This is a genomic window from Chryseobacterium salivictor (genome assembly GCF_004359195.1).
In the GTDB taxonomy this organism is placed as follows: domain Bacteria; phylum Bacteroidota; class Bacteroidia; order Flavobacteriales; family Weeksellaceae; genus Kaistella; species Kaistella salivictor.
In genome coordinates this window covers 1,354,757-1,368,861 of record NZ_CP037954.1, presented here as the reverse complement: position 1 = coordinate 1,368,861, position 14,105 = coordinate 1,354,757, and the positions used below count along the sequence as shown (strand labels likewise).

Below are 14,105 nucleotides of genomic sequence, written 5' to 3'. Positions count from 1 at the left end.
TCAATTATTCAAAAAGTAAAATTTAAAATCATTTCAGAAAAAATTTATTAGATATTATGAAACCCCACATAATGAATTACGAATCTGCTAATGCCTATTAATTTTGTTTTAAAATATTACATTTGCAGGGAACTATGTATTTAAAATGAAAAAATTATTACTCTTTTTATTTTCCTTTATTTTCTTTATTTCTTTTGCACAACTCGACCGGGAACATTGGTTTGCCCCGATGGTCGACCGGGTTAGAAATACATCACAATATCAGTCGATATATCTCTCAACAAATGAAACAACTCCTTTCAAAGTTGATATTTACCACAACAATATTGTAGTAGCTTCAGTCAACATTAGCAAAAATAATCCTGTAAAATATAGCATTCCTAATGCACAAAGAAACAGGATTATCACCACAAACCAATCCGATTTGTTTACACCTGTAGCAATGGGTCTTTATTTGAAAGGCGACAAGCCCTTTTTTGCCACTTTACGATTCTCGGTCACAAATCATGGTGAAATACAAACCTCAAAAGGAACCGCTGGTTTAGGGACCGAATTCCGCGCCGTCATGGCCCCAATCACTGTAAAAAATGCCATTCTGAATTTCATGAACAGCATCATGGCGACGGAGGATAATACCAAAGTAACAATCACTGATTTTGAATCGAGCGTTAAGTTTTCAGATGGCATCAATCGTTCTCAAATTACATTTACCTTAAACAAAGGCCAATCATATATCATCGATGGGACAGGGGCTTATGAAGACAACTATACTGGTTATATCGGCGCAAAAATAGTGTCTGACAAACCAATTGTTATTGCTAATGGAAATTTCAATGGGCAATATGCCGGCGACCTCTCCAACTCTTCGGATATATTGATGGACCAAGGTGTTCCTGTAGATAAACTGGGTCAGGAATTTGTACTAATGAAAGGAAATGGAGAGACCAGTTCCAATATGGAGAAAGCGATCATATTAGCCACTGAAAACAATACCGAAATTTATATTAATAATGGAGCGGCACCTGTTGTAACATTAAATGCTGGACAATATTATACAACCGATAACAATGCGTACATTGAGCAAGCTTATGGTCATTTCAACATGTACATTAAAGCCACTAAAAATGTTTACATTTATCAGTTATTGGCTGGTGCAAGAACAGCTTCCGAAGCAACCGGTGGGTTTAATTACATCCCACCTTTGAACTGTTATCTTCCCAAAAAGATTGATGAGATTGGTAAAATCAATGAAAATGAATACTCCTCAAATAATGTAAATTATAGCTTAACAGTCCCTACAAAACTCAACATCATCACCGAAACAGGAGCTTCTTTGGATGTAAAGAGCAACGGAGTTTCTTTAATTCTGAATGCAAGCAATGGCCCGTTCGATGTTTCCGGGAACAACACCTGGGTTACCTATTCCATTCCTAATATCACAGGGAACATTGCCATATATTCTTCCAAAGCCGTTACGGCAGGTATCTCTGCCGGAAATGATGCCGTGGGTTACGGCGGTTATTTCGCGGGATTCTCGTCCATTCCACTGATTACAAAAACGGAGGGCGACTGTCTTCCTGATGTAAAATTAGAAGTAACAGAGGGGTTTGACCGATATGAATGGCTCCAAAAAGTTGGAACCATTTATGTTCCTGCTCCGGGGGTAAACAACACCTTTGTATATATTCCTACACAAGCAGGTATTTACGCGGTAAAAGTGAAACAAGGTTCCTGCGATGAAATACAAACGCGCGATTTTAAATTTTACAACTGTACCACCTTTACGAATTATGATTTCACCACCTGTACATCACAGGATATCACGCCGATTTTTGTTTTAAGTTCCCAAACCATAAATACGCCTACTCTTACCATCAATACGCCACCTACGAAAGGAACCGCTGTCATCAATGCAGACGGAACCATTACTTACACCGCAAACCCAAATGCGACAGGAACAGACACTTTTAAATTCTCATTCTGCGGAAATGGCGACATTCCCGATTGTGAAATCTTGCAGGCAACCATTAATCTCAATCAAATCGCTACCAGCAATGTGATTTTAAAAAAATGCAGCAGTATCAACAGTGCAGTCTTTAATTTGAACGATGCCGTTGTAACGCCGGATGCAACGGCTCAGAAAACCTATTACAGCGATGCCGGTTTGCAAAATTTAATACCCAATAATCAACTTGCAAATTATCCCGGTAAAGAGGGTGATTTTATTTATGTTTATATCAAAAACAGTTTCGGTTGTGATGCTGTTGCCACGATAACACTGGCAATAGATTCCCCTCCTGTTATTAATGAAAACCTTTACACCAAAAATCACTGTGATGAAGATGTAGATGGGATCATCGACGGAAAATACAGTGTTAATGTAAATTCAATAACACCTGTAGTCATCCAGAACAATACAGGTCTTACCATTCGCTATTATGAAAATGAAATGAAAGCAATAACTGGCGGCAGTGATAATATTACAGGAGTTTATGTTTTTTCTACAGCGTATCATGAAGTATGGATCAGAGTCGATACATTAGGTGATTGCCCTCCTACAGTCAAGAAGATTGTTTTAAATATTGGAACCAAGTTAAATATTAATAATGCAGTCTCAGATTTTGCCTGTGATAACGACCTAGATAATGAAGTTAATATTAATCTGGCCTCCTACATTGCGCTGTTCAGTACCGATTCTACTGTTGCGGCAACATATTTTGATGACCTTACGAAAGCACAAAACAATTTTGCTGGGGAAAACATTAATGCAAATCAAATTATTAAAGGCAACAAAATTTTCTATTTCCGGTTAAAAAAACAGGGCTTCTGTGATGCCATCGGAACTTTAAATCTAAATTTAAGACAACCAAAAATATCCGCCGTGTTAAAGGATAAAAAAATCTGTCCTGATGCAAAAACAAGTCTTGATGCCGGTTCAGGATTTGACAGATATCTTTGGAGCACTGGCGAAAAAACTCAAGTAATACAAAATGTTCCCATTAATGATTATTGGGTAGATCTGTATTCCAATGGTTGTATTTACAGACAAAATGTTTCCATAACTGCAATCGCCCTGCCCCAAATTACACGCATCGACATTCAGGGATCTATCGTATCGGTGAATGTTAACGGCGGAAATCCTCCATATCAATACGCCATAGACAACCTTAATTATCAGTCTTCCAATGTTTTTTTGAATGTTCGTGGCGGCGATCATACGATTTCTGTCATATCAGCCGACAATTGCACTCCGGTTTCAGTAGATATCAATGTTATACAACTCTACAACGCTATTACTCCAAACGATGACGGAATTAATGATGTTTTAAATTATTCCGGTTTACTGAAAAAAAATGAACCTTCGCTACAGATTTACAACCGTTCTGGACAAACCATATTTAGTGGTGACAAAAACAACCGTTTTTCCTGGAACGGAAAGTTTGCCGGAAGAGCAGTAAACACTGGAACCTACTGGTATGTGATGTCCTGGAAAGAACCGGGTCACGAAACACTTACCCAATACAGCGGTTGGGTGTTGGTTAAAATCAGGGAATAAAAATCCTTCCTATTCAAAGAAAAACCTGAATTCAATATAAATTCAGGTTTTTCTTTTTTTATCAGTGACAAAATGATTTTTGCTGATATTCTATTAAGTTTGATTTTTTTACAGCGAATAATTCGGCGCTTCCTGCGTAATAATAACATCATGTGGATGCGATTCTTTTAAACCACTTCCGGTAATCATTACCATTTTTCCGTCTTTTTGTAAAGTATCGATATCTTTGGTGCCGCAATATCCCATGCCGGCGCGGATTCCGCCGGTTAACTGAAAGACGACATCTTCTAATTTTCCTTTGTGGGGAACCCGGCCTTCAATTCCTTCGGGAACGAATTTTTTGGCCTCACTTTGAAAGTATCTTTCTTTTCCGCCACGTCGCATGGCTGAAAGTGAACCCATTCCCTGATAAGCCTTGAATTTTCTACCCTGAAAAATAATTTCTTCACCAGGAGCTTCATCCGTTCCTGCCAACAATGAGCCGAGCATTACGGCACTTGCGCCAGAAGCCAAAGCTTTTACAATATCGCCGGATAATTTAATTCCACCATCGGCAATTACGGCTACATTTTGGCTTTTCGCATATTCGAAAACATTATAAATTGCAGACAATTGAGGAACCCCAACTCCGGCAACTACTCTGGTTGTACAGATCGATCCGGGACCGATACCCACTTTCAGGATATTCGCACCGGCATTGATCAAATCTTTTGCAGCATCTGCAGTCACAATGTTTCCTCCTACAATATCAAGATCTGGAAAGTTTTTCCGGATTTCTGTAATTTTATCTAAAACTCCTTTTGAATGACCATGTGCTGAATCAACAGCAATAATATCGACGCCAGCTTTTACCAAAGCGGTAACCCTTTCAATGGTGTCTTCGCCTATTCCTACGCCGGCTCCTACGATCAATTTTCCTTTGCTGTCTTTGTTTGCATTGGGATATTCCATTTGATTATCGATATCTTTAATGGTAATTAAACCAACAAGTTTGAAATCTTTATCAACGATAGGAAGTTTTTCTACCCGATTTTTCAACAGGATTTGTTTGGCCTGTTCCAGGGTGGTGGATTTATCAGAAGTAATCAATTTGTCTTTCGTCATCAATTCTTCCACTTTTGCCTCAAGATTTTCCTGATACTTTACATCCCGGTTGGTAATGATTCCAATTAAAGTATTTTCAGCGTCCACTACTGGTAAGCCGGAAATTTTATAATCAGCCATTAAATCTTTGGCGTATCTCAGAGTATGGTCTTTTGTAAGTGTCACGGGATCAGAGATCATTCCGTTTTCTGAACGTTTTACCCGGTAAACTTGTGCTGCCTGTTCTTCAATAGGCATGTTTTTGTGAATGAAACCTAAACCTCCAACTCTTGCCAAGGCAATAGACATTTCTGCTTCCGTTACCGTGTCCATTGCTGCGGAAACTATGGGAACATTGAGGGTGATTTTATCGGAAAGTCGTGATTTTAAAGAAACCTGATTAGGTAAAACTTCTGAATAAGAAGGGATTAGAAGTACGTCATCGAAAGTGATGGCCGTTTCTACGATTTTGTTGTGGATAGACATCTTTACTTTCTGCGCGAAATTAAGTTATTTTTATCAAAGATGAAAATTTATGCTTTTTATTAACAGAAATTTAATAGGCATTCTTCAGAAGAACCCATTGCGTTTTCTGAATTCTGTTGCCCATTTCATCGGTGACAATATAGTAAGCCCAGTACGTTCCCGTCGGATGGCTCATGCCGTTTCTTGATTTTCCGTCCCAAAAGGATTTGTTATTTTTGCCATGTTCATAGACTTTGCTGCCATATCGGTCGAAAATAGCCAACTGTAGATTACTCATATTCCCTAATGCTGAATAGTCCCAAACATCATTAATACCGTCATCATTTGGGGTAAAAACATTGGGAAGAAGGGTGTCGGGATTTCCTGGTTGGTCCGGAATATCAGTTTGAATTAAATCTATCTTGTTAATTCTAAAACAATTGTTTTTAGTAATAACCCTGGCATAAACCTCGTTATTGTTTGTATTGAAATTGGTGATTTGATTTCCTGTAATTTCATTAATGCCACTTTCTGCATCACTCATTGAACGATAATATTTTAGAACATCCGTATCTGGATTGGCGACAATGGATTCTGTTAAATCATAAATATAATTTCTGTTGTTAAAGCTTTTTGGAAAAATTGCATTTTTTAATTCGGCAGTAGGCGAAGCATAAATCGTAAAGCTAACTTTGAATATTTCATAGAAACCACTTTCTGAAGTTAATTGATAAACCATTCGGTTGTCTCCGGAAAAATCATCATCAATTTTAACCATAATACCGTCATCGGAAACAGTTGCTGTTCCATGTAATGGCTGGGTTAATATTTGTATTGACTTAATTATCTCTTTGATTCTCGGTGGACTAAATGAAGGACCGATATAAAATGAGTTGCAGAAATTTCCGAGTTTTTTTTCGGTCATCGTGTAGGGGCATGCATCTACAAAAACTGGATCTGTTGTGGAACTGAAACCGGTATAAAAACAAACGCAAGTATAATTTCCGGGAAGATTAGGAGTGTAATTCGGACTCGTTGCACCAGGAATATCCACGCCGTTTCTTTGCCATTGAAAACTAATGAAGTCGGTATTATTCACATAAAGGTAAACACCTTCTTCAATACAGTTTCCATTTCTGATAATGAATGGATCATTGGAAAAGCCAGTATAACTGCTTCCAAACCCTGCATATCTAAATCCGCCAACGACATCAACAATAAGACTTTTGTTTGAGGTGATATTGATGTCTCCTACATTATAAGGCCTTGTAAAATAGGACCAACCCGGTTTTCCTGGAATAGGAGAAAGGTTGGTAACTGCGCCTCCATTAAAAAGAATAGTAGCGTTGTCTTCTGTTTTTACGGTGATTTTATTATCAACTGTTACAACACCCAATTTATTTATACTAGGAATTTGTACGGTATTGGATAATTTCTGCCGTGGATCTGGCAGATAATTTTTATCGAGCGGGTAAGAAAATAACATCCCGCTTGAAAAGTCTGTAAAATTAGGTACCGGTCCTCTGACTAAAAAATTATAACCTCCAATTAATTGGTATAAATAAATAGGTTCGGAGGCACGAATGTACATTCCCCGAGTTGGGATTGTGATCGGTTCGGTATTTACAAATTCTGGTTGATTTCCTTTAATCCATTTATCGTTACGATTAGCATAAGGTCCGATATAATGTTCGCCTTTGTTCAGAGTGATAAAAGGAGTTTTTTCGTCATTAAAGTAAATTTTGGTATTGTCTTTCGTTGCAACAAAAAGAGGTTTCTCCATAATATCAGATTTAGTCATTCCATTAACAATGAAATATTCTTTTCCGATCTTAGACGTTGGAACTGATTGGTCAAAATTCATATTTCCAGACTCCAACCCAAGATCTTGACTCAAAAAATTACCGTTGGAAACTACGACAGGTTGATCAGATGTAATTTTTGCTCCGATTAAATTGGGGTCATTATCATCTAAAATCCCACTGGGATTATTTTGTTTCTTATCGGCAGCGATGATATAGGACTCGCCTTTATTTAAAGTAAAATTCAGTTCATCATCGGAACTTCCATTAGAGAAAATAATATCTTTATCATAATCTGTAACCCGCACATGAGTATTATCTTTGGTTGCCATCACCGAGGCAACATAATTCATAGCATCAGGTTTGTTACCATAAAGAATCACCTGGTCCATCACCGTAAAAAATTCTTTGCCTAGCGCAGACTTTCCTTTAGAAGCAAAAACATCGGCAATTTTAGAACTTGTTATTGGTGGCCCAGATGCCAACCGCAAACTTGCATAGAAGCTTTTCTGTCCTGTTATGTGAATCCCGCTGGAAATAGGCTGCATGACTCTTTTATCTGTTTTTACATAAATCATACTTTCTGGTACAGTAAAAATAAGTGGGGAAGACTTGCTTAGAGTATAAGTATTAATCAATACATTATTATTGTAAACCTTTATAGCAAAAGGATCGACTTTATCAGTAGAAAGATAAAAAAATATTTCTGAAATCTCATGACCAGAAGAGGTCCTGTATACAGGGGGAAACCAGTGCTCTAAGTCTAACTGCGCTTTCGCATTTAAACCCAGAAAGAGCGTAACAAATAAAAGGACTTTTGAAAATTTCATTGGCTAAATTTAATTAAAAAAAATAGCAATGGTTTATTTAAAAATGTTAAATTACTTCGTTACCATCTTATTTACCTCATTTTTCTCTGAATAATTAATGAGCCTGGAAATATCGTCCGCCGTAAACTTGCCGGTAACATCTAAAAGAACAAGTTCGCTTTCCGAGGCAACCGTGATCATTAGCCGCTTGATTTCGTCTCCTTTCTGTTTTGCCTGAAAATGAATCGTCTCTTTTTCTTTCTTCACGGTCATCCAGTCTTCGAAATTGTCTTTCTTCAAATATTTGGCAAAATCAGCGACCATTTCTGCATTTCCGTTTTCGATGGTCATTACTTTAATATCAGAAACTTTTTTAATAAGGTTGATAAGCTCTTCATTTTCACCATCTTCCCGCAATGCTTTTTTTACAATGGGTTTTGCGAGAAACATCGGAACATTAATGCTCGTGAATTTGGCGTCTTTATAATCATAGTAAGGATTATCAAAGAATCCCACATTCGGATGCTGTGATACAATACAGGATTGTAAAGAAATCGTCAGCAAGGCAAACGCGGATAAGAAATATATTTTTTTCATGATTTTAGTCTAAAGGTTTAATAGTTCCGCCACTTGTAGATTTGGTGTCAGTACTCGATATTTTGGGATTTCCTTTGTACCGGATTGATGCTCCGGAACTTGCGCTTCCTGCTAAGGTTTCCGTTGCGTGAACTTTAATATTGGCGCCGGAAGAAGCATGTGCAATGACGTCTTTAGCTACCAGATTCTGTGCGTTACAAGCGGCAGCACTCGATAAGTCGATCGCTATTTTATCGGCTTTCCCTTCAATTGTTGACATCGAACCACTGCTTCCTTCAACTTCTATGGATTTTGCATGGGCCATAATTCTAGCACTTGAACCGGAACTGATTTCCATTTTTACCGTATTTTTAATATTTAAATCTGCATTCAAATTGGCGCCCGATGAAATATCTGCTTTAAAATCGCTTTCATTAATTGTATTAATCGCTGTTAAAAGCGAACCGGATGAAACCTTTACCGAAGAAAGTCGCGGCGCTTCGATGGTTACTAATAATTTTTTGAAATTTAAGTTCTTCTTATTTTTATTGTTTACCGCAATAACTAGGATTCCGTCCTGAACCTCGGTAGAAACATATTCCTGCATATTTTGGTCCGTATCTACAATGACCGACTGATTATTTCCCTGCGTGAAATTCACTTTAATACCGCTGGAAACCGAGATTCCTGCAAACTTACCTACATTTCGGACCTGGCTTGTTCCGCTGGTAGTAATGTCCGAATTACTGGTGATAACGGTAGTTTTGGAACTGGTGGAAATAGCAGAACTGATGGGCGCGGATTTTTCGGCTTCATTGATGAGGTTGTTCACATCATCCATAGAAATTTTGCCGTCGAGCATCATTAATACTTGGTTTCCGTCGGAATTGATGCTCAGTAAAAGATTGTCGAGAATCCCATTTGTGGCATCAGAAGACAGAAATTTTATTTTATTGTCTTTACTGTTCACCGTCATCAGTTCTTCATATTTCATACTTTTTATGGAAGCAGAAATGTCGGACTGTAATTTTTGGAACTGCGACTGCAGTTTCTGTTCGTCAGGCTTTTCGACAATCAGAATTTTCAATCCATTGATTTTACTCAGTAACGGTTTTATTTGGGTCAGTTCATTATCAGCGATATTCAGCTTGTTCAGCATATTGAACATCGGTTTTGCAATCTTAATCGAGGTCACGCCATCGGTTTCCTGGTATTTTTCAAAAAGCTGATCCAGCTTATCTTTCTGGGCATTGATTTGAAAGAAGTGGGAAAAGAAAAGGGCGAATATTAAAAGTAATTTTTTCATGATAATTTATTTTTAGTAATCATTGTTAAAGGAATTGATAACCTCAGTTTGAGCCATCGTTTTAGACACATTTTCGGACAGGATCCGGAAGGAGTACTTCGTCAAGTCAATCGCTTCCTGTTCGTTTTCTATTTTTTGTCCGTTGATAATCACGTAATTAGATTCGTATTTTGGTGTTTTTGTGTTTTTAGGGGCTGAAATTTCCGCATACCGTACTCTTGAGGCTCTGTTGATTCTGCCTCTTTTTGGGATCAGCTGCTCCATGATATCTGTATCACTGTTCTGTTCAACTGTTCGCGTGGAGTCAGAAATGATGCTGTCCGGTTTTATTTTTAAAGAATCATTGATCTGATTAATCGCTAATTGTGAGTCCTTCTGGAAAACATCTTTCTGTTTGAGGATTTCATTCTGTACCATCTGATTTTTTTCATCCATGGTGTTGCCGGATTCATATTTAAAGAGGATTCCCAGCGCAACAAGCAGTACAACACTTGCCGCCATCCAGAAAATTTTTGAGAAAGAACCGCCTTCCGTCTTCGAAGTAATTGGGATGATTTTCTCTTTTTTTTCTGTTTCAGCTAAAAAATCTTCGAAATCCCAATTCATTTTTTCTTCCTTGATTTCTTTCAGGATTTCGGTATATTTATCTTTTGACGGGTCAGTTTTCATTTTCATTTTTTTTATAAACTATCAATCATTCTATTTTCAAAATCCATCAGCTTTTGAATCTGGTCTTTTACCTTTTGCCTTGCTCTCATTAGATTTACACGAACTGCATTTTCTTCCATGTCCAGCATTTCTGCAATTTCCGAGACGTCATATTCTTCTACATCTTTCAGGTGAATCACGGCTTTTTGTTTTTCTGGCAGTTGGTTGATGAATCCGATGATCTGTTCTTTCAGATTATTGGTTTCCACCTGATAAAGCTCACTTCGATGCATCTGAAAATCTGCAAAACCCATTTTCACATCTTCGTGTTTTAACCGGTTCAGACATTCATTTTTCACCGATTTCATTGCGTAGGATTTCAGATTGCCAAAATTGGCGAGTTCTTCTTTTTTCTGCCAGAATTTCATCATCAAATCCTGTACAACATCTTCGGCTTCGTCGCTGCTCATCACGAATCTTTTCGCAAAACGATACATCTCATCTTTGAGGCAAAATACCGTATCTTTAAAAACTGCATGAGTCATAGTTTTGTTTCTATAAGTAAGACAACTAATTTCCGAATTATATTACATCAAAATAAAAAAAACTTCAAAATAGTTTTTGAAGTTCTAGTTTTAAAGCAAAAGTCGGATTACAAATCCGTCACCTTTTTATCAATTTTATACACCGTTCCCCGAAAAGTAGCCACCAGAACTTTATGCTGATTGGTAATCGAAATATCATAAACTCCGGTTTTTCGGGTGTCGGAAATCAGAACGCTTTCTGCGGTTAAAGTATCGCCCAATCTCACGGCTTTGGTAAAGTTCATGGAACAATGCAGCGCTACCGAAGCTTCATTGGTATTATTGCTCGAAAAAGCCAACGCCGAATCGGCAAGTGAAAAGGTGACTCCGCCGTGAACCGTTCGTAAACCATTGATCATTTCCTGTTTGACGGGCATTTCAATCAGGCAGTATTTTTCCCGGACTTCGATTAGTTTTATTCCCATCCATTGCGAGAAATGATCCTGATTGAGTAGGTATTGAGCGAGTTCGTCTGGCGTCATTTTTAGTTATTGAGTGTTTGGGTATTGAGTGTTTGAGTTGAATAAGTCCAGTATTTCCTATTGCTGATTACCAATTACTTATTACTCATTTTACGAAGTAATGGACTTTGCCGATATCGCTCTTCCTGATATTGGCCGTACATTTTTTGCAAGGTCTCAGAAATTGTTGAATAACCGATTTCTTTTCCCCAAGCCAATAAACCTTTCGGATAATTCACGCCTTTTTGCATCGCCAATTCGATGGCTTGATCGTTCGCAATTCCGAGCCGTTTTGCTTCTACGGCTTCGTTGATCAACATTGATAAAATTCGCATGAAAATTTCGTGGTAGAGTTCTTCGTCTTTTTCCGGTACCGGTTTTTGAGCATTTTCTGAATAATCATAAAATCCTTTTCCGGTTTTTCTACCATGTAATTTGGCTTCGCTCATTCTTTGCTGAAGCAGGCTAGGTTTGTATTTCGGATCGAAAAAATAATCAGCGTAAACCGTTTTTGTTACAGAAAAATTAATGTCGATTCCAATGAGATCCATTAATTCAAAGGGTCCCATTTTGAAATTCCCCAAAGTTCGCATCGCATCATCAACCTGTTCAGGAGTCGCGATGTTTTCTTCCACCATTCTTAAAGCTTCGCCATAAAACGGACGCGCAATTCTGTTCACAATAAAACCTGGAACATCTTTCGCAATCACGGGAATTTTTCCCCAACTTTCCATTAAAGTAACAATTTCCTCTGCTAAATTCTTTTCTGTCAATAATCCCGGAATTACCTCAACCAAAGGCATCAAAGGTGCCGGATTGAAAAAATGAATCCCAATGAAACGTTTCGGGTTTTTTAATTCAGCGGAGAGCGAAGTAATCGAAATCGAAGAAGTATTGCTCGAAATAATACATTCATCAGAAACTATTTCTTCTAAATTTTGAAAAACTTTTGTTTTAATTTCTTTATTTTCAATAATTGCTTCAATGACCAAATCACAGTCTTTGAAATCCTGAAGTTCGGTACAAGGTTTAATTTTATTGAAAATATCTTCACTTTTTTCTGCAGATATTTTTTGTTTTTCTACCAATCTGTCCAGAACTTTTCGGAGGTTTGCTAATGATTTTTCCGTTTGCGCAACATTTGCATCGTACAAAAAAACCGCACATCCTGAAGTTGCCGCAACCTGCGCAATTCCTATTCCCATTGTTCCGGACCCGATAATTCCAATTTTCATAATGTGTTGATATGTTAATGTGTTGATGAGATGATGAGAGAATCGTCAAATTATCACATCATCGAATTATCTTCCTTTATATTCCGGTTTTCTTTTTTCTAAAAATGCAGAAACCCCTTCCATAAAATCTTCCGATTCGGCTGCGGTTTGTTGCAATATTCCTTCAACATCCAATTGCTGGCTCAATGTATTGTCATAAGATTCATTGAACGCTTTTTTGGTTAAAGAAATTGCTTTGGTCGGTAGATTGGATATTTGTTCTAAAACAGCCATCGCGTTAACCATAAAATTTTCATCTTCAAAAACATCAGCGATTAATCCTAAATTTTTCGCTTCTGCAGCGGAAATTTTCTTGCCTGTAAAAGCCAAATAATTCGCCTGCTGTCTACCCAAAAGCTTTGGTAACCAATACGTTCCGCCAGTATCAGGAATCAGTCCGATGTTTACGAAAGCCTGGGAGAAATAAGAAGATTCTGTCGCCAAAGTAAAATCACAAATAAGGGCCAACATCGCGCCGGCACCAACTGCAGGACCGTTCACCAAAGAAATAACCGGTTTTCTCGCGTTTGCAATTTCCTTCACCAAAGGATTATAAAAATCAATCACCATTCGCTGAATGACTCTTTCCTCATCAGGATCGCTGAACGACATGGCGTCTTTCAGATTTTGACCTGAACAGAAGGCTTTTCCACGACCTGAAATAGCGAGGCATCGAACATTTTCATTACGACTTCCGTCATGAACAAAAGTTCTGAGTTCAGAAAGCAATGTTTTGTTTAAACTGTTATACGTTTTCTCGTCATTTAAATAGGCGATCTGAAGTTTCCCATCAAGATGAGATTCTATTTCGAGTTGTTTGTACATAATATTGATGTGATGATTTGATAATGTGTTAAGGTGGACTTTAACAAAGATAAAGTTTTAATTATATTTAAAGTAAAAGTTGTAATGTTCAGAATAATGATTGTTTTGATCATCACCTTTGCAAATCATTACATTACTTTAATGACATTTAAAATAATCAAAAGGTTCCAGACAGTCGTTGCACTGATAACTGGCTTTGCAAAGCGTAGAACCGAAACGGCTGATTTGTCTGGTATTGTAAGAACCGCATCTTGGGCATTTTTTCGGAACATTCAAATGATCTTCGTGATTTCCTTTTTCAGGCGGCGTAATTCCGTAAACCCGCAGTTTTTCACGTGCTTCGTCGGTAATCCAGTCGGTGGTCCAAACAGGGGAAATTTTTGTGATAACTTTCGCGGAAATTCCTTTTTCTTTGAAGAGTTTTACAATGTCTTCTTCAATATTAAACATGGCCGGACAAGCCGAATACGTCGGAGTAATCACGATTTCTGCTTCGTTTTCGGAAATCATTTTTGCATCCCGAACGATGCCGAGTTCCACGATATTGATAACGGGAATTTCGGGATCGGGAATTTGGGAAAGGAGTTCTAGTAAGTTTGCTTGATTAACCACAGGATTTTTAAATTGTTTTTTTTAAGGCACAAAAGTTTTATGATTATTAAAGTGAAAATTATGCTTCATAAAAGTTCACAAAAACTGAAAATCAATAATTTTGT

The 14,105-nt window shown here is 37.6% G+C and carries 11 protein-coding genes; 1 reads left to right on the top strand and 10 read right to left on the bottom strand.

Features of this window, described 5'->3' with window-relative positions; genetic code table 11:
• The first annotated feature begins 145 nt into the window (after positions 1 to 145).
• A complete protein-coding gene (locus NBC122_RS06365; protein WP_133439580.1) occupies positions 146 to 3,556 on the top strand; it encodes a T9SS type B sorting domain-containing protein in 3,411 nt (1,136 codons plus the stop codon).
• A gap of 108 nt (positions 3,557 to 3,664) precedes the next feature.
• Here the strand turns inward: NBC122_RS06365 and guaB are convergent, their stop codons facing one another.
• The 10 genes from guaB to paaD all read right to left on the bottom strand — a co-directional run bounded on the left by guaB (position 3,665) and on the right by paaD (position 14,001).
• Entirely contained in the window at positions 3,665 to 5,125 is a 1,461-nt protein-coding gene (gene guaB, locus NBC122_RS06360) for an IMP dehydrogenase (RefSeq protein WP_133439579.1), read from the bottom strand.
• A 70-nt stretch (positions 5,126 to 5,195) separates the two neighbouring features.
• Positions 5,196 to 7,736, bottom strand: coding sequence for a T9SS type B sorting domain-containing protein (locus tag NBC122_RS06355; protein WP_165983200.1), 2,541 nt, complete (start codon positions 7,734 to 7,736; stop codon positions 5,196 to 5,198).
• A 51-nt stretch (positions 7,737 to 7,787) separates the two neighbouring features.
• Positions 7,788 to 8,312 carry a DUF4252 domain-containing protein gene (locus NBC122_RS06350; protein WP_133439578.1) on the bottom strand — a complete coding sequence of 175 codons (525 nt, stop codon included), beginning with the start codon at positions 8,310 to 8,312 and terminating at the stop codon, positions 7,788 to 7,790.
• 4 nt (positions 8,313 to 8,316) lie between these two features.
• Complete coding sequence (locus tag NBC122_RS14355; protein WP_165983199.1) at positions 8,317 to 9,597, bottom strand: DUF4252 domain-containing protein; 1,281 nt, start codon at positions 9,595 to 9,597, stop codon at positions 8,317 to 8,319.
• A 12-nt stretch (positions 9,598 to 9,609) separates the two neighbouring features.
• Positions 9,610 to 10,266, bottom strand: coding sequence for a hypothetical protein (locus NBC122_RS06340; RefSeq protein WP_133439577.1), 657 nt, complete (start codon positions 10,264 to 10,266; stop codon positions 9,610 to 9,612).
• Between the two features lie 11 nt (positions 10,267 to 10,277).
• Positions 10,278 to 10,790, bottom strand: coding sequence for an RNA polymerase sigma factor (locus NBC122_RS06335; protein ID WP_133439576.1), 513 nt, complete (start codon positions 10,788 to 10,790; stop codon positions 10,278 to 10,280).
• Between the two features lie 107 nt (positions 10,791 to 10,897).
• Positions 10,898 to 11,311 carry a PaaI family thioesterase gene (locus NBC122_RS06330; RefSeq protein WP_133439575.1) on the bottom strand — a complete coding sequence of 138 codons (414 nt, stop codon included), beginning with the start codon at positions 11,309 to 11,311 and terminating at the stop codon, positions 10,898 to 10,900.
• A 74-nt stretch (positions 11,312 to 11,385) separates the two neighbouring features.
• On the bottom strand, positions 11,386 to 12,525 hold the full coding sequence (locus NBC122_RS06325; protein WP_133439574.1) for a 3-hydroxyacyl-CoA dehydrogenase NAD-binding domain-containing protein: 1,140 nt from the start codon (positions 12,523 to 12,525) through the stop codon (positions 11,386 to 11,388).
• A 66-nt stretch (positions 12,526 to 12,591) separates the two neighbouring features.
• Complete coding sequence (locus NBC122_RS06320; RefSeq protein WP_133439573.1) at positions 12,592 to 13,389, bottom strand: enoyl-CoA hydratase-related protein; 798 nt, start codon at positions 13,387 to 13,389, stop codon at positions 12,592 to 12,594.
• A 138-nt stretch (positions 13,390 to 13,527) separates the two neighbouring features.
• Positions 13,528 to 14,001, bottom strand: a complete 474-nt coding sequence (gene paaD, locus NBC122_RS06315) for a 1,2-phenylacetyl-CoA epoxidase subunit PaaD (protein ID WP_133439572.1) — start codon at positions 13,999 to 14,001, stop codon at positions 13,528 to 13,530.
• Between the last annotated feature and the right edge of the window lie 104 nt (positions 14,002 to 14,105).